This is a genomic window from Jeongeupia wiesaeckerbachi (genome assembly GCF_050916355.1).
In the GTDB taxonomy this organism is placed as follows: Bacteria; Pseudomonadota; Gammaproteobacteria; order Burkholderiales; family Chitinibacteraceae; genus Jeongeupia; species Jeongeupia wiesaeckerbachi.
The window spans coordinates 55,645-80,289 of sequence record NZ_CP136946.1; the positions used below are offsets into that span (position 1 = coordinate 55,645).

Annotated in this window: 18 protein-coding genes; 10 read left to right on the plus strand and 8 right to left on the minus strand. The window is 61.8% G+C overall.

What is annotated here, in order from left to right; translation table 11 throughout:
* Nucleotides 1-9: 9 nt before the first annotated feature.
* The 3 genes from dnaX (at nt 10) to recR (ending at nt 2,853) form a co-directional block, all read left to right on the plus strand.
* Nucleotides 10-1,818 carry a DNA polymerase III subunit gamma/tau gene (dnaX, locus tag R0382_RS00295; protein ID WP_432721472.1) on the plus strand — a complete coding sequence of 603 codons (1,809 nt, stop codon included), beginning with the start codon at nt 10-12 and terminating at the stop codon, nt 1,816-1,818.
* Nucleotides 1,819-1,856: 38 nt separating this feature from the next.
* Nucleotides 1,857-2,186, plus strand: a complete 330-nt coding sequence (locus R0382_RS00300) for a YbaB/EbfC family nucleoid-associated protein (protein WP_203536800.1) — start codon at nt 1,857-1,859, stop codon at nt 2,184-2,186.
* 70 nt (nt 2,187-2,256) lie between these two features.
* Nucleotides 2,257-2,853, plus strand: coding sequence for a recombination mediator RecR (gene recR, locus R0382_RS00305; RefSeq protein ID WP_432721474.1), 597 nt, complete (start codon nt 2,257-2,259; stop codon nt 2,851-2,853).
* Between the two features lie 71 nt (nt 2,854-2,924).
* Here the strand turns inward: recR and R0382_RS00310 are convergent, their stop codons facing one another.
* The 8 genes from R0382_RS00310 to edd all read right to left on the minus strand — a co-directional run bounded on the left by R0382_RS00310 (nt 2,925) and on the right by edd (nt 12,494).
* Nucleotides 2,925-4,013: an ABC transporter ATP-binding protein gene (locus R0382_RS00310; protein WP_432721476.1), complete on the minus strand. Its 1,089-nt coding sequence runs from the start codon at nt 4,011-4,013 to the stop codon at nt 2,925-2,927.
* Nucleotides 4,014-4,023: 10 nt separating this feature from the next.
* Nucleotides 4,024-4,872, minus strand: coding sequence for a carbohydrate ABC transporter permease (locus R0382_RS00315; RefSeq protein ID WP_432721477.1), 849 nt, complete (start codon nt 4,870-4,872; stop codon nt 4,024-4,026).
* A complete protein-coding gene (locus tag R0382_RS00320; protein ID WP_432721479.1) occupies nt 4,865-5,764 on the minus strand; it encodes a carbohydrate ABC transporter permease in 900 nt (299 codons plus the stop codon). Before R0382_RS00320 ends, R0382_RS00315 begins: the two co-directional genes overlap by 8 nt.
* Nucleotides 5,765-5,863: 99 nt before the next feature.
* Nucleotides 5,864-7,066 carry an ABC transporter substrate-binding protein gene (locus R0382_RS00325; RefSeq protein ID WP_432721481.1) on the minus strand — a complete coding sequence of 401 codons (1,203 nt, stop codon included), beginning with the start codon at nt 7,064-7,066 and terminating at the stop codon, nt 5,864-5,866.
* 269 nt (nt 7,067-7,335) lie between these two features.
* Nucleotides 7,336-8,373 (minus strand): porin, encoded by a 1,038-nt coding sequence (locus R0382_RS00330; protein WP_432721482.1) that lies wholly within the window; start codon nt 8,371-8,373, stop codon nt 7,336-7,338.
* A gap of 393 nt (nt 8,374-8,766) precedes the next feature.
* A complete protein-coding gene (gap, locus tag R0382_RS00335; protein ID WP_432721483.1) occupies nt 8,767-9,771 on the minus strand; it encodes a type I glyceraldehyde-3-phosphate dehydrogenase in 1,005 nt (334 codons plus the stop codon).
* A gap of 206 nt (nt 9,772-9,977) precedes the next feature.
* Entirely contained in the window at nt 9,978-10,601 is a 624-nt protein-coding gene (eda, locus tag R0382_RS00340) for a bifunctional 4-hydroxy-2-oxoglutarate aldolase/2-dehydro-3-deoxy-phosphogluconate aldolase (RefSeq protein WP_432721484.1), read from the minus strand.
* A 66-nt stretch (nt 10,602-10,667) separates the two neighbouring features.
* A complete protein-coding gene (gene edd / locus R0382_RS00345) occupies nt 10,668-12,494 on the minus strand; it encodes a phosphogluconate dehydratase (protein ID WP_432721486.1) in 1,827 nt (608 codons plus the stop codon).
* A gap of 371 nt (nt 12,495-12,865) precedes the next feature.
* Between edd and zwf the strand changes: the two genes are divergently transcribed.
* From zwf to lpdA, 7 genes are all read left to right on the plus strand, one after another.
* A complete protein-coding gene (gene zwf, locus R0382_RS00350; RefSeq protein WP_432721488.1) occupies nt 12,866-14,317 on the plus strand; it encodes a glucose-6-phosphate dehydrogenase in 1,452 nt (483 codons plus the stop codon).
* A gap of 105 nt (nt 14,318-14,422) precedes the next feature.
* Nucleotides 14,423-15,121, plus strand: a complete 699-nt coding sequence (gene pgl, locus R0382_RS00355; protein WP_432721490.1) for a 6-phosphogluconolactonase — start codon at nt 14,423-14,425, stop codon at nt 15,119-15,121.
* 124 nt (nt 15,122-15,245) lie between these two features.
* Nucleotides 15,246-16,091 (plus strand): transcriptional regulator HexR, encoded by an 846-nt coding sequence (hexR, locus tag R0382_RS00360; RefSeq protein ID WP_432721491.1) that lies wholly within the window; start codon nt 15,246-15,248, stop codon nt 16,089-16,091.
* A gap of 205 nt (nt 16,092-16,296) precedes the next feature.
* Nucleotides 16,297-17,943, plus strand: a complete 1,647-nt coding sequence (gene pgi / locus R0382_RS00365; protein ID WP_432721494.1) for a glucose-6-phosphate isomerase — start codon at nt 16,297-16,299, stop codon at nt 17,941-17,943.
* A 68-nt stretch (nt 17,944-18,011) separates the two neighbouring features.
* Nucleotides 18,012-20,669: a pyruvate dehydrogenase (acetyl-transferring), homodimeric type gene (gene aceE, locus R0382_RS00370; RefSeq protein WP_432721495.1), complete on the plus strand. Its 2,658-nt coding sequence runs from the start codon at nt 18,012-18,014 to the stop codon at nt 20,667-20,669.
* Nucleotides 20,670-20,761: 92 nt separating this feature from the next.
* Nucleotides 20,762-22,381, plus strand: a complete 1,620-nt coding sequence (aceF, locus tag R0382_RS00375; RefSeq protein ID WP_432721496.1) for a dihydrolipoyllysine-residue acetyltransferase — start codon at nt 20,762-20,764, stop codon at nt 22,379-22,381.
* A 238-nt stretch (nt 22,382-22,619) separates the two neighbouring features.
* Nucleotides 22,620-24,404 carry a dihydrolipoyl dehydrogenase gene (lpdA, locus tag R0382_RS00380; RefSeq protein ID WP_432721497.1) on the plus strand — a complete coding sequence of 595 codons (1,785 nt, stop codon included), beginning with the start codon at nt 22,620-22,622 and terminating at the stop codon, nt 24,402-24,404.
* Nucleotides 24,405-24,645: the final 241 nt, after the last annotated feature.

Consider the following 24,645-nt stretch of genomic DNA (forward strand, 5'->3'; position numbering starts at 1 on the left):
AATCCGGGCATGGCTTATCAAGTTCTCGCCCGCAAGTGGCGCCCCAAGACCTTCGCCCAGCTCGTGGGCCAGGAGCATGTGATCAAGGCACTCGCGAACGCCTTCGCGAACGAGCGCCTGCATCACGCCTATCTGCTCACCGGTACGCGTGGCGTCGGCAAGACAACCATCGCGCGGATCATGGCCAAGGCGCTCAATTGCGAGACCGGCATCACCGCCGAACCGTGCGGCGTGTGTGGCGCGTGCACGCAGATCGACGCAGGGCGTTTTGTCGACCTGCTGGAGATCGACGCGGCGTCGAACACCGGCATCGACAACATCCGTGAAGTGCTCGACAACGCACAGTACGCGCCGACCGCCGGGCGGTTCAAAGTGTACATCATCGACGAAGTGCACATGCTCTCGAAGAGCGCGTTCAACGCGATGCTGAAAACGCTGGAAGAACCGCCAGGTCACGTCAAATTCATCCTCGCGACGACCGATCCGCAGAAGGTGCCGATCACCGTATTGAGCCGCTGTTTGCAGTTCTCGCTGCGGCAAATGACGCCGCAACAGGTCTCTGGCCATCTGCACAAGGTGCTCGACGCCGAGCAGATTCCCTTCGAGGCCGGCGCGCTGCCGATTCTCGGTCACGCCGCCAACGGCTCGATGCGCGATGCGCTGTCCTTGCTCGATCAAGCGATTGCCTACGGCGCCGGCAAGGTCGAGGAAGTGGGCGTCCGCGCGATGCTCGGCGCCGTCGATCAGGGCTATCTGTTCGAGCTGCTGAACGCGCTGCAGACCCGGGATGGCGCGCAACTGCTCGCGACCGCCGACAGCATCGCCGGCCGCGGGCTGTCGTTCGAAGCCGCGCTCGGCGAACTGGCGCACCTGCTGCAGCAAATCGCCGTCGCGCAAATGGTCCCCGGTGCGTTGGCCGACGACCTGCCGGCGCGCGAGGCCATCGTCGCACTGGCGGCGGCAATGTCGCCCGAGGACGCCCAGCTCTACTACCAGATCGTCTTGCACGGCCGCCGCGACCTGCCGCTGGCGCCGGACGAATACGCCGGCTTCACGATGACGCTGCTGCGGATGCTGGCCTTCGCGCCGAGCGACGCAGGCGCGCTGGCGCAGCTGCCCGAACGCGCCACACCGGCACGCGTGGCCGCACCGGTCACAGCCCCGGTCACGACAGCCGCGCCAACGCCTGCCGTGGCGCAAGCTGCACCTGCACCTGCACCTGCACCTGCACCTGCACCTGCACCTGCACCTGCACCTGCGGCCAAAAGTGTCGCCCCACCGCCGGCTACCTTAGCGATACAGGATGTTCCCCCCTGGGAGGAGGCCGCACCGGCCGGTGAACCCGCGCCACGCGCACCGTTCCCGGAGCAGGAGGAATTCGCCGCACCGCAGGTGCCGCCGCCTGCGGCCCGCGCAGCTGCGCCGTCCAGCGCAGTGGCACCATTCGACGGTGACTGGCGTGCGCTGGTCGTCCAGCTCAAGCTCGGTGCTGCCGGCATGCTGGCGCAGAATGCCGAGCTGCTTAACTGGAATGGCGACCGCTTCGAGCTGCTGGTCGCCGATGCCCACCGCGCAGTCGCAACCCGTGACTTCCAGGAGAAGCTGCGCGAAGCGCTGTCACTGCACTTCGATCGGCCGATCCAGCTGGTCGTGACGCTGGGCGAAGCCAGCGGTGATACCCCGGCGGCGCAACTGCTGCGCGAAAAGGAACAACGTCAGGGCGAGGCCGAGGCCGAGATCCAGAACGACCCCTTTGTGCAGACGCTGGTGCGCGATTTCGACGCCACCGTCCTGCCCGATTCGATCAAACCACTCTGACGGCGCCAGCCGTCGATCTTCACACTCAGGAGCACATCATGTTCAACAAGGGTGGCATTGGCCAACTGATGCAACAAGCGCAAAAAATGCAGGAAAAAATGCAGAAAGCGCAGGAAGAACTCGCCAACGTCGAAGTCGAAGGCCAGGCCGGCGCCGGCATGGTCAAGATCGTCATGACCTGCAGCCACGTGGTCAAACGTGTCGCGATCGACGATTCGCTGCTGTCCGACGACAAGGACATGCTCGAAGACCTGATCGCCGCCGCGTTCAACGACGCACAGCGCAAGGCCGAAGCAACCAGCCAGGAGCGCATGTCCGGCATGACCGCCGGCCTGCCGCTGCCCCCGGGCTTCAAGATGCCGTTCTGATCGACGACGATCCGGACACAATCCATCGGGGCGCGATCATCGCGCCCCTTTTCACGCTATGCTCTCCGCCATGACCGTTCCCTCCTCGCTCCAGCAACTGATCCAGGCCCTCAAAGTATTACCCGGCGTCGGCCCCAAATCGGCTAGCCGCATGGCCTATCACCTGCTACAGCGTGACCAGGCCGGTGCCGCCAACCTGGCGCATGCCATCGAATACGCGATCGGCACCCTCAGACACTGCCGGCACTGCAATACCTTTACCGAAGCCGAGGTGTGCGAGATCTGCCGCGATGACGAGCGCAGCCGGCGCCAGCTGTGCGTGGTCGAAATGCCGACCGATCTATTGATGATCGAGCAGACACTCGCGTATCAAGGGCTGTATTTCGTACTGATGGGCCGGCTGAGCCCGCTCGACGGCATCGGCACCAAGGACATTGCGTTCGAACGCCTGCTCGAACGCGCCAGCGACGGCGAGGTCGAAGAAGTCATCCTCGCGACCAACTTCACCGTCGAAGGCGAAGCCACCGCACACTATCTAGCCGAAACATTGCGGGCACGCGGCCTCAAGGTCTCGCGCATCGCCCGCGGCCTGCCGGTCGGCGGCGAGCTTGAACATGTCGACCCGAGTACGCTGGCCCAGGCACTGGTCGAGCGTCGCGGCCTGTAACGCGCAAAAAAAGCCCCGCACCAGGCGGGGCTATCGATGGCCCGGCGCTGCAACGCCGGGGAGGAAGCACATCAGCCGATCCGGATTTCGCTATCCGGATCAAACAGCACGGCCTTGCTCATGTCCGGCCGCAAATGCAGCACCGAGCCCGGCGCACGGACGTCGCGCGGATGCAAGCGCGCCTGCACCTCGATGCCGTTGACCTGGGTGAAGACGATGGTGTCCGGGCCGGTCGGCTCGGTCAGGTTGACCCTGCACGCCAGACCGGAACCGTCGGTTGACACATCCCATTGCTCCGGACGAATGCCGACGATCACGCGTTTGCCGATATAAGCCGCATAGCGCTGGCTATCAAGCAGCGGCACGAAACAAGCCGCATCACCGCTTTGCAGACTGACACCGATCGCCCCGCCCTCGCTGGCCAGGTGTGCCGGGATGAAATTCATCGCCGGCGAGCCGATAAATCCGGCCACGAACAGATTAGCCGGGATGTCGTAGATATTCTGCGGACTGCCGAACTGCTGGATCACCCCGTCTTTCATTACGGCGATCTTGTCGCCCAGCGTCATCGCCTCGATCTGATCGTGCGTGACATAGACGATCGTCGTTTTCAGCCGGTGATGCAGCTGCTTGATCTCGGTTCGCATCTCGACGCGCAGCTTGGCGTCGAGGTTGGACAGCGGCTCGTCGAACAGGAACAGCTTGGGATTGCGCGCCAGCGCCCGCCCCATCGCCACCCGCTGCCGCTGCCCGCCGGACAACTGTCCCGGCTTGCGATCAAGCAGGTGATCCATCTGCAGCATCTTGGCGACCCGGGCGATGACTTCGTCTTGCTCTTTCTTCGGCACGCCACGGGTTTCCAGCCCGAACGCAATGTTCTGTCTCACGTTCATCGTCGGATACAGCGCATAGCTCTGGAACACCATGGCGATGTCGCGATCTTTCGGCGCCACCGCATTCACCAGGCGATCGGCGATATGGATTTCACCACTCGTCGGTGACTCCAGCCCGGCAATGATGTTCATCAGCGTCGACTTGCCGCAGCCCGACGGGCCGACGAGGATCAGGAACTCGCCCGCTTCGACATGAATGTCGATCCCTTTGAGGATATGTGTATCACCAAAGCGTTTGGTGATGTTCTTGATGGCCAATGCACCCATCGCTTTCCCCTTATCCCTTGACGGCGCCGGCCGCGAGGCCACGCACGAAGTATTTTCCCGCCAGCACGTACACCGCGATGGTCGGCAGCGCGGCAATCAGCGCCGCAGCCATATTGACGTTGTATTCCTTGACCGAGGTCGAGGTATTCGCAAGGTTGTTCAGTCCGACCGTGATCGGCTGGCTCTCGCCACTGGAAAACACCAGACCGAACAGGAAGTCGTTCCAGATCTGCGTGAATTGCCAGATCAGCGTCACCATCAGGATCGGCAAGGACATCGGCAAAACGATGCGGATGAAGATGCGCCAGAAGCCGGCGCCATCGAGCCGCGCCGCCTTGATCAGCTCGTCCGGAATGCCGACGTAGAAGTTGCGGAAGAACAGCGTCGTGCCGGCGATCCCGCACACGACATGCACGAACACCAGCCCGAACATCGACCGCGCCAGACCGAACCAGCCCAGCGTCTGCGCCATCGGCAACAGCAGTACCTGAAACGGGATGTACAACCCGAACAGCAGCATGGCAAATACCCATTCCGAGCCACGGAAACGCCATTTCGACAGCACATAGCCGTTGAGTGCACCGAGTGCCGTCGAGATCAGTACCGCCGGAATCACCATCCGCACCGAGTTCCAGAAATAGCCGGACAAGCCCGAGCATTCGATCCCGGTGCACGCCGTCCCCCATGCCTTGCGCCAGGCATCCAGACTCACGGCGCCAGGTAGCGACAACAAGTTGCCGGCGCGGATTTCATCCATGGTTTTGAGCGACGTCGACAACATCACGTACAGCGGCAGCAGGTAATACACCGCAGCCAACAGCAGCACGGCGTAGAGCACGCCTCGCCAGGGTTTAGACATGGCGGCCTCTCCTCAGCTCGGAATAAAGATAGGGCACGACAACCGCCGACACGGTGACCAGCATCATCATCGCGCTGGCCGCGCCAAGCCCCATCTGGCCGCGCGTAAACGCCATCTGGTACATAAAGGTTGCCGGCAGATCGGACGAAAAGCCGGGACCACCGCCGGTCAGCGCCATGACGAGGTCAAAGCTCTTGATCGCGATGTGCGCGAGAATCATCAAGGTCGAAAAAAACACCGGTCGCATCGCCGGCAGAATGATGCGCAAATAGATGCGCGGCAGACTGGCGCCATCGATCTGTGCCGCCTTGATGATCGAATCATCGATGCCGCGCAGCCCGGCGAGAAACAATGCCATCACAAAACCCGACGATTGCCAGATACCGGCGATGACGATGGTGTAGATCGAGCGATCCGGGTTGACCAGCCAATCGAAACTGAAGCCGGCATAGCCCCAGTCGTGCATCAGTTTTTCCAGCCCCAAGCCCGGGTTCAGCATCCATCCCCAAGCGGTACCCGTGACGATGAACGACAGCGCCAGCGGGTACAGATAGATCGTGCGCAGCGCTCCTTCGAGCCGGATTTTCTGGTCGAGCAGGATCGCCAGCACGATGCCAACAACCATCGCACCACCGATAAACAGCGCGCTGAAAATAAACAGATTGTGAACCGCTACCCACCAGCGCTCACTGGCAAACAGCGCCTCATATTGAGTCAGACCGACCCACTCGTAGTTGGGTAGCAAACGCGAAGCGGTGAACGACAAGGCGCCGTTCCACGCAATGAAGCCATACAAGAACACCAGAACCAGCAGAAACGACGGTGCCAGTACCAGCCGAGGCAACCAGTGCTCGGCAAAACCGTAGTGCGCCGGGCGCGACATCACGGACATGAGAATCTCCAAGGCAGGCAAGATCCGGCCAGGCATAGCCCGGCCGGCCGGTACAGCAGCCGGCTGCGTCCGTGCGCAGCGCGGCACTCACCTTTCGGGTCAGCGAACCTTGGCGGCCGTTGCCAGTTTTTCGGCGGCCTTCTGCGCGCTGGCGGCGTCATCGTTCCAGAACTGCGAAATGACGTCATACATCGCGCCCTGTGTCGCGGAGTACATCGCCATGCCATGCGCGAACGACGGCAGCAGCGTGCCCTTGGCGGCATCGGCCTTGAAGTCCTCGGCCGACTTCTTGCCACACTCGTCGAACTTGCTCATGTCCATGCCCATGCGCGCCGGAATAGAACCCTTGTTGAGGTTGAAGAGCTCCTGGAACTGCGGGCTCATCAGCGTTTCGGCCAGATCCCGCTGTCCTTTCACTGCAGCCTTGTTCGGCAGCTTGAACATCACGAAACTGTCGATGTTGAAGGTGTAGGCGTTCGCTGTGCCCGGCGCGGCGAGACAGAGGAAATCCTTGCCCGGCACTTTGCCGGCAGCCAGAAACTCACCCTTGGCCCAGTCGCCCATGAACTGCATCGCAGCGGTGCCGTTGATGACCATCGCCGTGACGAGGTTCCATTCACGACCGGCGCTCGCCTTGTCGGTATACGGCTTGATGCGCTTATAGGTCTCAAGCACCTTGACCATGGTTGGGCCTTTCAAGGTGGCCTGATCAAGCTGGACGAAGGCTTTCTTGTAGAAATCGGCGCCGCCAACACCAAGCGCCACGGTTTCGAATACCGTCGCGTCTTGCCATGGCTGACCGCCGTAAGCGACCGGCTGGATGCCGGCCTTCTTCAAGGCATCCGCCACCTTGAAGAATTCGTCCCAGGTCGTCGGTGCCTTGACGTTGGCCTTCTTCAGCAGCGCCGGATTGACCCACAGCCAGTTCACCCGGTGCACATTGACCGGCGCAGCCACGTACTGCCCCTTGTACTTCATCACATTGGACACCGCCGGTGGCAGTACCTTGTCCCAACCGTCTTTCTTGGCGACGTCGTCAATCGACGCCAGCACACCCTCGGCGCCCCATTCCTGAATTGCAGGCCCCTTGATCTGCGCTGCCGCCGGCGGGTTCCCTGAAACGACCCGTGCCTTCAGCGCGGTCATCGCGTTTTCGCCAGCACCACCGGCAACGGCAAAGTCCTTCCACTTGTCGCCCTTGGCTTCGAGCATTTTCTTCAGCTCGCCAGCGGCCTTGGCTTCACCGCCCGATGTCCACCAGTGCAGCACCTCAACCTCGGCCGCATTTGCCGCAAACGCCATAGCCAGAACCGCCACCCCCACCGACATACGCACAGCTCGCATTCTTTTATCTCTCCTGTGGCAGGCCGCCCCTTGGCAACCTCGCAAGCTAAGCGTAGGCAACATGAATAGCGACTGATATCAGGTAATCGCCGATCAGGTACGGCATGTAGGGCGTATACCGTAGCCGACAAACAAAAACGGCGCCCCTTTTCAGGAGCGCCGAACAATTAAAAAAGGGCGACCGAAGTCGCCCTTTCTGAACTAGCAAATCGAATCAAACGAATCGATTAGAAGCCGGTCCAGGTACCGAACAGCAGACGGTAGCTGTTTTGGTCCGAGCCGATGGTCGCGTAGTCAGCACCCATCTTCGCGTTTTCGTTGGCGATCGAGTAACGACCTTGAACGTAAGCGGAGGTGTTGTTCGACAGTGCGTAGTTCCACTGACCGTAGATCACGTGAGCATCGCTATCGTCGATCTTGTTGCCGTTTTGCTCAGCTTCGTCGAAGTAGTTGTACGTCACGCCGACGGTGTTCTTGCCAGCCGAGTAGATACCTTGAACGAAGTACTGGTTCTGGTCGCCAGCGATACCGGCCCACGAATTTTCCCAGCCCTTGTAACCGGCCTTGAGGGTGAAGGCGCCGAAGTTGTAGCCACCAGCCACGAACCAGAACTTGCTCGGGTCCTGTTGGTGAGTAACTTCACCGGTAACCTTGTTCGTGCTATTAGCTTCAGCCTGCTGATAGCCAGCATCGATCATGAAGCCACCGCCCGAGTAACCAGCGGTCACGTCGAACATGTATTCTTGATCAACGCCATCGATTTGGTTTTGCTGACCCAGGAACGAGTAGTAACCCGAGAACGAGAAACCACCCCAGTTCGGCGAGTCGTATGCAATCGAGTTGTCCGGGTTGAAAGCAACCAGACCCAGCTCAGCAACGTGCATAGCACCGCCGAGGTTGCCGTACGGCCAGTCCAGCTTCAGGTACGACGGGGTGTAGATGCGACCAAAGCGCAGGGTACCCCAATCGCCTTGCCAGCCGCCCCAAGCTTCACGGTTACCCCAAGTCTTGTCGGACTGTTCGCGGTAGTTTTCAACACCGGTCCAGATCTTCCAGATCACCTTGGAGCCGTTGTCCAGCTTGTCGCTGCCCGAGAAGAACAGACGCGGTTCAACGTCGAGTTCGACTTCGTCACGGAAGCCGTCGGCATCCGAACCGTGGATATAGATGTCCGATTCGATCGAACCGCCGATGGTGACTTCGGCGAAAGCCGGAGCCGCGAAAGCAGCTGCCAGGGAAGCAGCAACCAGAGCACGTTTGAACATTTATAGGTCTCCTAGATACGAGAGTTGGTTTCTTTCTAATTAGATGAAGAACCAGCCGTAACAGCACGATTTGCGGTACGTCTGACGCAACCTTGCTCTACGGAGCCAGAATAAAAGAATCGACTTGTTACGGGCAAACCTGCTTGCCCCGCCTTAGAAAAACCGTTGCCCACATACAACACGGCAAATAAGAAACCGCCCGTAAATGGCGGTTTTTAAAAGGATTTAGTGCTCTTCGAAGGTTTGCTTTGCATACAAAAAGGGCTTGATTGGCTTGAGCTTGCGGCTCGATCGAATTCACCCATTGTCATGGGACGGCCAATACGCACGCAGCCTGCAGCCAACAAAAAACCCGCCGAAGCGGGTTTTTTGTTGGCTGCGTATGGCAAGGACTTACTTGGATGCCATCACACGGACCATTTCCAGCACCTTGCTGGAGTAGCCCCACTCGTTGTCGTACCAGGCAACCAGCTTGACGAAGGTCTTGTCCAGCGCGATACCGGCGTCGGCGTCGAACGTCGACGTGCAGGCTTCGCCACGGAAATCGGTGGAGACGACCTTCTCGGTGGTGTAACCCAGCACGCCCTTCATCGGACCTTCCGACGCGGCCTTCACGGCGGCGCAGATTTCTTCGTAGCTGGCTTCCTTGTTCAGCTCGACGGTCAGGTCGACGACGGACACGTCGGACGTCGGCACGCGGAATGACATGCCGGTCAGCTTGCCCTTCACTTCCGGAATCACCACGCCAACGGCCTTGGCAGCGCCGGTGCTCGACGGAATGATGTTTTCCAGAATGCCGCGGCCGCCGCGCCAGTCCTTGTTGGACGGGCCGTCAACGGTCTTCTGCGTTGCGGTCGCAGCGTGGACGGTGGTCATCAGGCCACGCTTGATGCCGAAGTTGTCGTTGATGACCTTGGCAATCGGCGCCAGGCAGTTGGTGGTGCACGATGCGTTGGAGATGATGTCCTGGCCGGCGTAGGTCTTGTCGTTCACGCCGTAGACGAACATCGGCGTGTCATCCTTCGACGGTGCCGACATGATCACCTTCTTGGCGCCAGCGGCCAGATGCTTCTCGGCGGTTTCCTTGGTCAGGAACAGGCCGGTCGATTCGACCACGACGTCCGCGCCAATCTCGCCCCACTTCAGTTCGGCCGGGTCTTTCACCGCGGTCAGGCGGATCGTCTTGCCATTGACGACCAGATGACCGCCTTCGACCTTCACATCACCCTTGAACTTGCCATGCACCGAGTCGTACTTGAGCATGTAGGCGAGGTAATCCGGCTCCAACAGGTCGTTGATACCGACGATCTCGATGTCATCGGCGAAATTGTAAACAGCGGCACGGAATACCATGCGGCCGATGCGGCCGAAACCATTGATACCTACTTTGATAGCCATGGATCATCTCCAGAGATAGAGGATGGGACAAATTGGACGGTCAGAGCATACAAGCACCGGCAGAGGCTGCCTTTGTGCCATGACAAGCACCGTTCGTACATTAGGGACTTACGCGACCGTCATAGGCAAATGGACCATTGCGCAAGCCCTCAGTTTACCAGTCGAGGGGGAAAGGCCAAGCACGCCCCCTCGCCGATGACCTGTGATCAGGGACGCAGTGCAGCCGCTTCGCGGGCCAGCTTGGTGATGCCGGCCCAGTCGCCCTTGGCAACCAGATCCTTCGGCGCCAGCCACGAACCGCCAACACAACCGACGTTCGGCAGCGCAAGTAGTTTCGCCGCCGATTCCAGCGTCACACCGCCGGTCGGGCAGAACAGGATTTGCGGCAGCGGGCCACCCATGGCCTTGAGCATGCCGAGGCTGCCGGCTTGTTCGGCCGGGAACAGCTTGAGGGCATCGAAACCTTCCTCGAGCGCGGCGATGGCTTCGGACGGCGTCATCACGCCCGGCAGCAACTGGATGCCGGCTTCGCGCGCAGCGGCGGCCAGCTTCGGCGTCAGACCCGGCGTCACCGCAAAAACGGCGCCGGCAGCCTGGGCCTGGGCAAACTGCTCGGGACGCACCACGGTGCCGACGCCGACAATCGCTTCCGGCACATTGTCGGCAATCGCCTTGACGGCTTCGAGTGCGGCCTCGGTACGCAGGGTCACTTCCAGCACGCGAATACCGCCGTCGACCAGCGCCTTGGCCAGCGGCACGGCGTGTTCGACTTTCTCGATCACCAGCACCGGCATGACCGAGCACGAACGCATGATTTCACGAATTTGCATGGCAGGATTCCTATGAGTTAAGCGATAAGTGAACGCCGGCCCGGTACGGGCCGGCTGGCAATGACATCAGTGCGCGAGACCCAGGCTCAGCGCACCTTCCTCGGCGCCGGTCGCCTGCAGGCGGAAACCGGCAAACAGCTCGCGGCCCATGCCATGGCCGTTCTTGCTCAGGTCGGCGGTGACGCATTCGCGCTTGGCCCATTCCGCCGCGTCAACCTTGGCAACCAGGGCGCCGGTCAGCGCATCCAGGCGGATGATGTCACCGGTGCGCACCTTGCCCAGCGGACCACCCGAGACGACTTCCGGGGTGATATGGATCGCCGCCGGCACCTTGCCCGACGCACCCGACATGCGGCCATCGGTCACCAGCGCGACCTTGAAGCCGCGATCCTGCAGCACGCCCAGTGCCGGCGTCAGCTTGTGCAGTTCCGGCATGCCATTGGCGCGCGGCCCCTGGAAGCGCAGCACGGCGATGAAGTCTTTCTCGAGCTCACCGCGCTGGAACGCCGCCAGGACGTCGTCCTGATCGTCGAACACGATCGCTGCGGCTTCGACAACGCGATGCTCTTCGGCAACTGCTGAGACCTTGATCACCGCGCGACCGATATTGCCTTCGAGCACTTTCAGGCCGCCGTCCTTGCTGAACGGGTGGGTGTGCGGACGCAGCACGCTGTCGTCACCGGACTGCAGCGGCGATTCGCGCCATACGGCCTTGCCGTTGTCGCCCAGGAAGGGTTCCTGCGAGTGCGTAGAAAGCCCTTGGCCCGTACACGTCAGCACATCGTCGTGCAGGAAGCCGCCAGCGATCAGCTCGCGGATCAGGTAACCCATACCACCGGCGGCATGGAAGTGGTTCACGTCAGCCGAGCCGTTCGGGTAAACACGTGCCAGCAGCGGCACGACTTCGGACAGATCGTGGAAATCGTCCCAGTTGATGTTGATGCCGGCGGCCCTGGCGATCGCAACGAGGTGAATCGTGTGGTTGGTCGAACCACCGGTCGCCAGCAGGCCGACGATGCCGTTGACGACGGCTTTCTCGTCAACCACTTTGCCGACCGGAATGAATTCGTTGCCGAGCGCGGTAATCTGCGCGACACGGCGCGCGGCAGCGGCAGTCAGCGCATCGCGCAGCGGCGTGTTCGGATTGACGAAAGCGGCGCCCGGCAAATGCAGGCCCATCACTTCCATCAGCATCTGGTTCGAGTTGGCGGTGCCGAAGAAGGTACACGTGCCCGGACCGTGGTAGCTGCCCTCTTCCGACGCCAGCAGTTCTTCACGGCCGGCTTTGCCCTCGGCGAACAGTTGGCGAACCTTGGCCTTGTCCTTGTTCGAGATCCCCGACGTCATCGGGCCGGCCGGCACGAAGATCGCCGGCAGATGACCGAACTGCAGCGCGCCGATCAGCAGGCCCGGCACGATCTTGTCGCAGACGCCGAGGCACAGCATGCCGTCAAAGACGTTGTGCGACAGACCGACCGCCAGCGACATCGCAATCACGTCACGGCTGAACAGCGAGAGTTCCATCCCCGGCTGCCCCTGGGTCACGCCGTCGCACATCGCCGGTGTACCCCCGGCGAACTGTGCGGTTGCACCAACTTCGTGCACGGCTGCCTTGATGATGGCCGGATAGGTTTCGAGCGGCTGATGCGCCGACAGCATGTCGTTGTACGAGGAGACGATCGCGATGTTCGGCTGACGCATCTCACGCATCATGATTTTGTCGGTTTCTGGCGCGGCGGCCCAAGCGTGCGCCTGGTTGGTACAGGCCAGCCCTTTGCGGACCGGCTCCTTCTGGGCTGCGGCTTCGAGGCGCTGCAAATAGCGGGTACGGGATTCACGGCTGCGTTCGACGATGCGGGCCGTAACTTCGATAAGACGGGGATGTAATGCCATGACGAACTCCGGTTTGACCGTACCCGATGCACGCAACTGCATAGATCACGGTAGTAAATGCCGCAAGAATTACGGCGTAGTTTTACTACAACCCCCTACCAAACTCAACCATAACTGCTTACGAAGCGGCAATGTCGCAACGCACCATTATCGTTCAGCAGTGCGGGTTTGCTGGTTTTTCCAGCAATCGATGTTCGGGAAATCCCGCAGACGGCCAAAAGCGTTTGCGCCGATTTTTAGGCATGTAGTAACATTACGAAGTCTTACTACGCCCAGACCTCGGCGCGTACGCCGCCCTCGCCCAACAGGCGCAAGGCAAGCCCATGGACGCGCACGCAGCCGAGTTCAACGAATAACTCAGGAAGGATGCTATGACCCAGATCGACGCGTTCGACATGGTGCTGTTTGGCGGCACCGGTGACCTCGTGATGCGCAAACTGTTGCCGGCGCTGTACCACCAACACCAGGACGGCAATCTACCCGCCGAAGGTCGCATCGTCTGTTTGGGTCGCAGCGTGCCCGACACCGCCGCCTACCTCGACAAGGCGCACGCGCTGGCCAAGGGCTATCTCGGCAAGCACTACAACGACGCCGACTGGGCCTCGTTCGCCGCACGCATTCAGTACCTGAAGTTGGATGCCAACAAGCCGGACGAGTTCGGCCTGCTGGCCGACACGCTGAACGAATTCCCGAAGCGCACCCGCGTTTTCTATCTGTCGACCGCCCCGGATCTGTTCGCACCGATCTCCAAGAGCCTCGCCGGCGTCGGCCTGACCAAGGGCAACGCCCGCGTCGTGCTGGAAAAACCGCTGGGGCACGATCTGGCATCGTCGAACAAGATCAACGACGAAGTCGGCGAATACTTCGAAGAACACCAGATCTACCGGATCGACCACTACCTCGGCAAAGAGCCGGTGCTGAACCTGATCGCACTGCGTTTTGCCAACACCCTGCTCGAGCCGCTGTGGCGCCGTGAGTGGGTGCGTGATGTACAGATCACCGTCACCGAGCAGGTCGGCGTAGAAACCCGTGCGGATTTCTACGACAAGACCGGCGCGCTGCGCGACATGATCCAGAACCACTTGCTGCAACTGCTGACCATCGTGGCGATGGAACCGCCGGCGTCGATCGACGCCGATGCCGTCCGTGACGAAAAACTCAAGGTGCTGCGCGCGCTCAAGCCGCTGACCGCCGAAGATGTCCACACCAAGGTCGTGCGTGGCCAGTACCGTGCTGGCGCGGTCGGTGGTCAGCCGGTACCGGGCTACCTGGACGAGCCGGGCGTCCCTGCCGACTCGAAGACCGAGACCTTTGTGGCGCTCAAGGCCGAAATCCAGACCTGGCGCTGGGCCGGCGTGCCGTTCTTCCTGCGCTCGGGCAAACGCCTGCAGGAACGTCTGGCCGAGATCGTCATCAACTTCCGCGAAGCACCGCATTCGATTTTCGGCAAGACCGGAACGCCGAACCGGCTGGTGATCCAGCTGCAGCCGGACGAATCGGTCCGTCTGTATCTGTTGGCCAAAGAACCGGGCAACCAGGCACGCCTGCGCCCGGTCCACCTTGACCTCGACTTCAAGGAAACCTTCACCACCCGCAGCCCGGAAGCCTACGAGCGCCTGCTGATGGACGTGATCCGTGGCGACCTGTCGCTGTTCGTCCGTCGCGACGAGCAACGTGCGGCATGGAAGTGGGTCGAGCCGATCATCGACACCTGGGAAGCCAGCCCGGATGCGCCGAAGGCCTACACGGCCGGCACCTGGGGCCCGGCGGCCTCGTCGGCCCTGCTGTCGCGCGACGGCCTGTGCTGGCACGAAGAAAGCTGATCCACGCAGACCAAGCCCCCTGCCGCCCGGCAGGGGGCTGTCGAATCAGCACGATCCGCCGCAGCGATTGCGGCAAACCACCGAATACAAGAAACCGAGGTCTCGATGTCCCTGCAATGGCATGAATTTGCATCGAAAGCACAGCTAGATACCGCGCTGGCGACACACATCGCCGAGCGTCTGAAGGCAGCGATCGATGCGCGCGGCGCGGCCAGCCTGGCCGTCTCCGGCGGCCGCACGCCGGCCGGCATGTTCGCCGCACTCGCGCAGTCCGCCATCGACTGGCGCCGGGTCAACATCACCCTCGTCGACGAGCGCTGGGTGCAACCTGACCACGCCGACAGCAACGAACGGAGCGTCCGCGAGCACCTGTTGCAAGGTCCCGCCGCCCAGGCGCATTTCATCTCGCTGGTCAACGGCGCGGCCACGCCGCACGAAGCCCTGACCGCGATCGAAGCCCGACTGGCTATCTTCCCGTCGCCGATCGACGTGCTGATCCTCGGCATGGGCGACGACGGCCATACCGCGTCGCTGTTCCCGAACGCGGCCGAGCTCGAAACCGCCTGCGCATCGGCAGCCCAACTGGCCGCGGTGACGCCGCCGGTTGCGCCGCATCAGCGCATTACCCTGACGCTGCCGACCATCGCCAAGGCCCGTGAAGTGATCGTGCACATTACCGGCGACAGTAAAAAAGCCCTCCTGCAGACTGCGCTCGGCGAAGACAAGCCGGTGCCACTGCAGTACCCGATCCGTCGCGTACTCGACCGTGTCGCCACGAACAAATCGGTGTTCTGGACGGCCTGAACCGTCATCAGCACAATGCGCGGGGCCGACAAGGCCCCGCGGCTTTAACCACGTTTGACAGAGACCCCGGCGAGACTGGCCGCACAACGCAGCCGGACCGCCGCATGAGTGAGACCCACCGACCATGCTCGAACGTATCAAGACTGTGATCGACACCCTGAGCAAGTCCGAGCGCAAAGTTGCCGAACTGGTGCTGGCACAGCCCAATCTGGTGGCCAACGCACCGATCGCCCAGATCGCCGACCTCGCCGACGTATCGCAACCGACGGTGATCCGCTTCTGTCGCAGCCTCAACTGCTCTGGGCTGCAGGACTTCAAGCTCCGGCTGACGCGCAGCCTCGTTTCCGGCGTGCCCTATGTGCACTCGATGGTCTCCGCCGACGACTCGGCGCACGATCTGGCCAAGAAGCTGTTCGACAACAACATCTCCCATCTGCTGCGTTGCCGCAACGAACTCGACACCGAAGCGCTCGAGCGCTCGATCAAGGTGCTGGCGAACACGCACAAGATCGAAGTCTGGGGCCAGGGGCAATCGGGCGCGGTCGCGATCGACGCGCAGAACAAGTTCTTCCGCCTCGGCGTGCCGACCGTCGCCTACACCGACCCGCATATGCACGGCATGAGCGCCTCGATGCTCAAGCCCGGCGATGCCGTCGTCGCCGTATCGAATTCGGGCCGCACGCTGGACTTGATCCGTTCGGTCGAAATCGCCCGTGATGCCGGTGCCGACGTGATCGGCATTACCCATTCGAAGTCGCCGCTGGCCAAGCGCTGCAATATCTGCCTGTTCGCCGACACGATGGAAGACCCGGATCTGTACACGCCGATGATCACCCGCATCGTTCACCTGGTGATCATCGATGTGCTGGCCGTCGGCGTCGCGCTCAAGCGCGGCCCCGAATTGATCGATCAGCTCGAGAAAATGAAACGCAACCTGAAGGAAAAACGGGTTCGCGGGCATGACAGCTAAGCACCTGTCCCAGTTGGCGAGCGAGCCAAAGCAGCTTGAAGCCGCCCGAAGCACAGACACCGGCATGGACAACAAGGCCATGGGGATCTCGAGCACCGGACGGCGGCAAGATGCGCAGCCGCAGCCACCGAATGGGAAAGGCTCCAAGACCGCGGCCCACCGCGGCTCCCGTACCGTGACGAACAACGTGAGAAGGAATGAGTCGATGTCGAAGTTGACCCAGTCGCCGGCGTGGCTGGCGCTCGCCGAGCACTACCAGAAAGTGGCTCCGCTGCACATGCGCGAGTTGTTTGAGCAAGATCCGCAGCGTTTCGAGAAATTCTCGATCGAATCGGGCGGCCTGTTCTTTGACTACTCAAAGAACCGCATCACCGAGGAAACGCTGGCGCTGCTGTTCAAGCTGGCCGAGCAATCGGGGCTGAAGGCGCGTATCGAGCAGATGTTCACCGGTGAAAAAATCAACATCACCGAAGGCCGCGCCGTCCTGCATGTCGCGCTGCGCAATCTGGACAAAAATCCGATTTTCGTCGACGGCGAAGACGTCATGCCCAAGGTCAACGCGGTCAAGGAGAAGATGTTCCAGTTCTCCGACGAGATCCGCTCGGGCGAGCGCACCGGCTACACCGGCAAGGCCTTTACCGACATCGTCAACATCGGCATCGGCGGCTCCGACCTCGGCCCGGTGATGGTGTGTAACGCATTGAAGGATTTCGGCCACCAGCGCCTGACGATGCATTTCGTCTCGACCGTCGACGGCGACCAGATCGTCTCGACGCTGAAGAAACTGAACCCGGAAACGACGCTGTTCATCGTCGCCTCCAAAACGTTCACGACGCAGGAAACGATCACCAACGCCCGCACCGCGCGTGCCTGGTTCCTCGACCGCGTCGGCAACGAATCCCACATCGCCAAGCATTTCGTCGCCGTGTCGACCAATGCCAAGGCGGTTGCCGAGTTCGGCATCGACACCAACAATATGTTCGAATTCTGGGACTGGGTTGGTGGCCGCTACTCGCTGTGGAGCGCCATCGGTCTGCCGATCGCGATCTACCTCGGCAAGCACGATTATCAGGATCTGCTCCATGGCGCCTACACCATGGACGAGCACTTCAAGAACAAGCCGCTCGAACAGAACCTGCCGGTCATCATGGGCATGCTCGGCATCTGGTACATCAACTTCTTCGGTGCCAACACCCAGCTGATTTCGCCGTACAACCAGTCGCTGCAGCGCTTCCCGGCCTACCTGCAACAACTGGACATGGAATCCAATGGTAAAACTGTCGATCTCGACGGCAACCGCGTCGATTACCATACCGGCCCGGTCGTCTGGGGTGATGCCGGCATCAACGGTCAGCACGCTTACTACCAGATGCTGCATCAGGGCTCGCAGATGGTGCCTGTCGACTTTATCGCCAGCATCGAGCACCCGGATATCCCTGAGCCACACAGCACCATTCTGATGGCAAACTACTTCGCCCAGACCGAAGCGTTCATGCGCGGCAAGAATGAAGCCGAAGTCCGGGCCGAGCTCGCCGTCGCAGGCATCGTCGGCGACGCGCAGGACGAACTGGTGCCGCACAAGATTTTCGAGGGCAACCGCCCGACCAACTCGATTCTGGTCCAACGCCTGACGCCGCGCCGCCTTGGCGCGCTGATCGCGTTGTATGAACACAAGGTTTTTGTCCAGGGCACGATCTGGAATGTGAACTCGTACGACCAATGGGGCGTCGAACTCGGCAAACAGCTGGCGAAAAAGATCGAAAGCGATCTGGTCACGCCCGGCCTGACCGCCAGTCACGACGCATCCACCAATGGACTCATCAACTACTACAAGCGGAACGTCCCGCGCTGAACCTCGGCGCGCTACCTAACCGCGACTCACCACTACTAACCTCTTCAGTTAAAAAGGTAGAGACATAAATGGCAGAGCAGCATCACGATCTCGATCCGCAGGAAACAAAGGAATGGCTGGAGGCGCTTGATGGCGTCCTGGCCAACGAAGGCGCCGAACGCGCGCATTTCCTGGTCGAGCAGCTTGTCGATCACGCCCGTCAGGATGGCGTGAACATCCCCTACACCGCCACCACCGCCTACATCAACACGGTACCGGCGCACCTCGAGGCCAAGAGCCCGGGCAATCATGCGTTCGAAGAGCGCATCCGCTCGTACACCCGCTGGAACGCCGCGGCCATGGTCGTCAAGGCCAACAAGCCGGGCAAGGGCGATCCGGGTGGCCACATCACCTCGTTCGCGTCGGCGGCGACGCTGTATGACGTGGGCTGGAACCACTTCTGGCACGCGCCGTCTGACAACCACGGCGGCGACCTCGTCTACTTCCAGGGTCACTGCGCCCCGGGCATGTACTCGCGCGCCTTCCTCGAAGGCCGGATCACCGAAGATCAGCTCGACAAGTTCCGCAAGGAAGTCGACGGCGGCGGCTTGAGCTCGTACCCGCACCCGTGGCTGATGCCGAACTTCTGGCAGTTCCCGACCGTGTCGATGGGCCTTGGCCCGATCATGGCGATTTATCAAGCGCGCTTCATGAAGTACCTCGGCGATCGCGGCTTCGAACAGAAGGGCGACCGCAAGGTCTGGTGCTTCTGCGGCGACGGCGAAATGGACGAACCGGAATCGCTGGGTGCGATTTCGCTGGCCGGCCGTGAAAACCTCGACAACCTGATCTTCGTGATCAACTGCAACCTGCAGCGTCTCGATGGCCCGGTGCGTGGCAACGGCAAGATCATCCAGGAACTCGAAGGCGATTTCCGCGGTTCGGGCTGGAACGTCATCAAGGTCGTCTGGGGTTCGGGCTGGGACTCCTTGCTGGCCAAGGACACGAAGGGCCTGCTGCAACGCCGGATGATGGAAGTCGTCGACGGCGAATACCAGACCTACAAGTCCAAGGACGGCGCCTACGTGCGCGAGAACTTCTTCAATTCGCCAGAGCTGAAGGCACTCGTCTCGAACATGTCCGACGACGACATCTGGCGTCTGACCCGTGGCGGTAACGATCCGCACAAGGTCTTCGCCGGCTACAAGGCCGCGGTCGAGCACAAGGGCCAGCCGACGCTGCTGCTGGTCAAGACCGTCAAGGGTTATGGCATGGGCGCGGCGGGCGAATCGCAAAACGTCGCTCACCAGACCAAGAAGCTGTCGGAAGACGACCTCTTGCACCTGCGCGACCGTTTCAAGATCCCGCTCACCGACGAAGAAGCCAAGGCGTGCAAGTTCTACGCACCGCCGGCCGACGCGCCGGAACTCAAGTACATGCACGAACGCCGTGCGGCGCTCGGCGGCTACCTGCCGGCGCGCAAGCCGGTCGACGAACCGCTGCAAGTACCGGGTCTCGACGCCTTCAAGGCGCTGCTCGATTCGTCGGGCGAGCGTGAAAGCTCGACGACCATGGCCTTCGTCCGTCTGCTCGGCACGCTGGTCAAGGACAAGAACATCGGCAAGCGTGTCGTGCCGATCGTCCCGGACGAATCGCGCACCTTCGGCATGGAAGGCATGTTCCGTCAGCTCGGCATCTGGTCGCACGTCGGCCAGCTGTACGCGCCGGAAGACGCCGATCAGCTGATGTTCTACAAGGAATCGACCACCGGTCAGATCCTGCAGGAAGGCATCAACGAAGCCGGCGCGATGAGCGACTGGATCGCCGCGGCCACCGCCTACGCCAACCATGGCGTGACGATGATTCCGTTCTACATCTACTACTCGATGTTCGGCTTCCAGCGTATCGGTGACCTGGCCTGGGCGGCCGGCGACCTGCGCGCCCGCGGCTTCCTGCTCGGCGGTACCGCCGGCCGCACCACGCTGAACGGCGAAGGCCTGCAGCACCAGGACGGCCATACCCAGCTGTTCGCCGAATACATCCCGAACTGCGTCTCGTACGACCCGACCTTCGCTTACGAACTGGCCGTGATCGTCCAGGACGGTATGAAGCGGATGTATCAGGATCAGGAAAACATCTATTACTACCTGACCCTGATGAACGAGAACTACGCCCATCCGGCCATGCCGGAAGGTGCCGAAGCCGGCATCCTCAAGGGTCTGTACAAGTTCCGCCAGGGCGAAGCCGGCAAGCTCAAGGTCCAGCTGATGGGCTCGGGCACGATCTTCCGCGAAGTCATCGCTGCGGCCGATCTGCTCAAGGCCGACTTCGGCGTCGACGCCGACATCTGGTCCGCGACCAGCTTCAACGAACTGCGCCGCGACGGCGTCAATGCAGCGCGCTACAACCTGCTGCACCCGACCGCCGAGCAGCAAGTGCCGTACGTGACCCAGTGCCTGAAGGGTTCCGAGGGCCCGGTCATCGCCGCGACCGACTACAAGCGCACCTTCGCCGATCAGGTCCGCGAATACGTACCGAACCGTTATGTCGTGCTCGGCACCGACGGCTACGGCCGTTCGGACAGCCGCGATGCGCTGCGCAACTTCTTCGAAGTCGATCGCTACCACGTTGCCGTTGCTGCACTGAAGGCGCTGGCCGATGAAGGCAAGATCGGCGCCGACAAGGTGGCCGAAGCCATCAATAAGTACGGCATCAACGCGGATCGTCCGGCACCTTGGACCGTCTGATTGCGTGAGTGAGGCGTCCGGCCCGCGGGCCGGACGTGATTGATCCGAGGCAGGGCCTATTCCCTGCCCCCAACCCCTCACAGGGAACAACAATGAGCAACATCATTGAACTGAAAGTCCCCGATATCGGTGGGCATGACAACGTTGACGTCATCGAAGTGCTGGTCAACGTCGGCGACACGGTCGACGTCGAGCAATCGCTGATCACGCTGGAAACCGACAAGGCGACGATGGAAGTGCCGTCGACCGCCGCCGGCGTCATCAAGGAAATGAAGATCAAGGTCGGCGACAAGGTCTCCGAAGGCAGCATCGTCCTGCTACTGGAAACCGCAGCTGCCGCACCGGCACCGGCTGCTGCACCCGCGCCCGCCGCCGCTGCGCCCGCGCCGGTGGCCACTCCGGCCGCTGCACCTGCTGCCGCACAATCGATCGAAGTACGCGTGCCGGACATCGGCAACTTTGACGCCGTCGAGGTGATCGAAGTCAGCGTCAAGGTCGGCGATACCGTCGCCATCGACGACAGCCTCGTCACGCTCGAATCGGACAAGGCCTCGATGGAAGTGCCGTCGACCGCCGCCGGCGTCGTCGAGTCGGTCGTGATCAAGGTTGGCGACAAGGTCGCTCAGGGTGCGCTGATCGTCACGGTCAAGGGTGCAGCCAGCGCCGCTGCCCCGGCTGCAGCACCCGCGGCTGCAGCGCCGGCGCCTGCACCGGTTGCCGCCCCCGTACCGGCGCCGGCCGCTGCGGCCGTCGCTGCACCAGCCGCCAAGATCGACGACGCAAGCTTCAAACAAGCCCACGCCAGCCCCTCGGTTCGCCGCTTCGCCCGCGACCTCGGCGTCGACCTGTCGCGCGTCAAGGGCACCGGTCCGAAGGGCCGCATCTTGCATGAAGACGTGCAGGGCTTCGTCAAGTCGGTGATGTCCGGCGCCACCGCCGCACCGGTCGCCACTGCGGCTGCCGGTGGCTCGGGCGCAGGTCTGGATCTGCTGCCGTGGCCGAAGGTCGATTTCGCTAAGTTCGGCCCGATCGAAACCAAGCCGTTGTCGAAGATCAAGAAGATCTCCGGTGCCAACCTGCACCGCAACTGGGTGGTCATCCCGCACGTCACGTTCAACGACGAGTGCGATATCACCGAGCTGGAAGAATTCCGCAAGACCATCGGCAAGGAATGGGAAAAGGCCGGCCTGAAGCTCTCGCCGCTCGCCTTCATCATCAAGGCCGCGGCCGAAGCGCTCAAAGCCTTCCCGGAAATGAACTCGTCGCTCGACGGTGACAACCTGGTGCTGAAGCAGTACTACAACATCGGTTTTGCTGCGGATACGCCGAACGGCCTGGTTGTGCCGGTCATCAAGAACGTCGACCAGAAGGGCCTGAAGCAGATCACCAAGGAGCTGTCCGAACTGTCGGCATTGGCACGCGACGGCAAGCTCAAGCCGACCGACATGCAGGGCGCGACCTTCACGATCAGCTCGCTCGGCGGCATCGGCGGCACCAGCTTCACGCCGATCGTCAATGCACCGGAAGTCGCGATCCTCGGCGTCTGCAAGAGCCAGATCAAGCCGGTCTGGAACGGCAAGGAATTCGCGCCGCGCCTGATGTGCCCGCTGTCGTTGTCCTTCGATCACCGCGTGATCGACGGCGCGCAAGCCGGTCGCTTCACCGTGCATCTGGGCAAGCTGCTGGCCGACATCCGTCGCCTGGTCCTCTAAAACCTGCGTCGTTCGGTGGCTGCGCCTGCGCAATTGTCCCCGTCCGATGCTCGGGATCCTCATGGACCACGTGTCCATTCCGGTCCCTGCGCTTCGGGCGGAAACAAACGGGCTCGCTCACCGACCGAAACAGGTTTGAAACTTTGCTGGGCGACGGCCGTTTTCAGAACAACGTCGCCTTTTCTGCGGTGATCCGGCCCACGGCCGGCTCACCCCAAGCAACTGAATGGAAGCAACCATGAGCACCATTGAACTCAAGGTTCCGGATATCGGCGGTCACGACAACGTCGAGATCATCGAAGTTTTCGTCAAGGCCGGCGATACCGTTGCCGTCGAAGACAGCCTGATCACGCTGGAAACCGACAAGGCGACGATGGAAGTCCCGGCGACGCACGCCGGCATCGTCAAGGAAGTGAAGGTCAAGGTCGGTGACAAGATCTCCGAAGGCGGCCTGATCGCCGTCGTTGAAGTCTCGGCCGGTGCGGCGGCGCCGTCGCCAGCCCCAGCTCCCGCCCCTGCTGCTGCCGCCCCCGCGCCTGCAGCTGCTCCGGTCGCAGCACCGCAAGCCGGCAGCCATAGCGGTGGCGCCGACATCGAATGTGAAGTCATGGTCCTTGGCGGCGGCCCCGGCGGTTACTCCGCCGCGTTCCGCGCGGCCGACCTCGGCATGAAGACCGTGCTCATCGAGCGTTTCGCCACGCTGGGCGGCGTCTGCCTCAACGTCGGCTGCCTTCCGTCCAAGGCACTGCTGCACAATGCCTTCGTCATCGACGAAGTCGCCCACTTGGCCAAAAACGGCATCAAGTTCGGCGCGCCGGAAATCGATATCGACGCGCTGCGCGGCTACAAGGAAAAGGTCATCAACCAGTTGACCCGCGGCCTTGCCGGCATGGCCAAGACCCGCAAGGTCGAGACCGTGCGCGGCATCGGTACCTTCATCGACCCGCACCACATCGAAGTGCAGCTGACTTCGGGTGCAGGCAAGGAGATCACCGGCGAGAAGAAGATCATCAAGTTCAAGACCGCGATCATCGCCGCCGGCTCGTCGGTGTTCAAGCTGCCGTTCGTGCCCGATGATCCGCGCGTGGTCGACTCGACCGGCGCGCTCGAACTGAAGTCGGTACCGGGCAAGATGCTCATCCTCGGCGGTGGCATCATCGGTCTGGAAATGGGTACCGTGTACTCGACACTGGGTTCGCGTCTGGACGTGGTCGAAATGACCGACGGCCTGATGCAGGGCGCCGACCGCGACCTCGTCAAGGTCTGGGAAAAGTGGAACGCCCACCGCTTCGACAACATCATGCTCAACACCAAGACCGTGGCGCTCGAAGCCCGCGAAGACGGTATCTGGGCAACGTTCGAAGGTGAAAAGGCGCCGAAGGAACCGGTCCGTTACGATCTGGTACTGCACGCCACCGGCCGCGCACCGAACGGCAAGAAGATCGGTGCCGAGAACGCCGGTGTGATCGTCGATCAACGCGGTTTCATCAACGTCGACAGCCAGCAGCGCACCAATGTGCCGCACATCTTCGCAATCGGCGACCTGGTCGGCCAGCCTATGCTGGCGCACAAGGCCGTGCACGAAGCGCACGTGGCCGCCGAGAATGCGTTTGGCGAAAAAGCCTACTTCGACGCCCGCGTGATCCCGGGTGTCGCGTATACCGATCCGGAAGTGGCATGGGTCGGCATCACCGAAGACCAGGCCAAGAAGGAAGGCCGCGCGATCAAGAAGGGCGTGTTCCCGTGGGCCGCTTCGGGCCGCGCGATTGCCAACGGCCGTGACGAAGGCTTCACCAAGCTGATTTTCGACGCCGACAACGGCCAGATCATCGGCGGCGCCATCGTCGGCCCGCACGCCGGCGACATGATCGGCGAAATCTGCCTGGCGATCGAAATGGGCGCGGATGCTGTGGATATCGGCAAGACCATCCACCCGCACCCGACCATGGGCGAATCGATCGGCATGGCCGCCGAAGTGGCCAAGGGCGTCTGCACCGACCTGCCGCCGCAACGCAAACGCTGACAACCATCAGCAAAAAAAAAACGCCGCATCGATGATGCGGCGTTTTTTTTCGCCCTAGGCCCAGAAAACCATCGGCCCCTTAGCCGACGGCAGCTCTTCTAAGCCCCTACAGGTCAGGCTAGCGCGTGGTGACTAGCACCGTCGATGCCATTCTTTCCAACCTTCAAATTGGGTGTTGAACTCGGCACCGGATCGATGCCGGTCACACTGTTCATGCGATTGGCGATGTGAAGCAAGCATG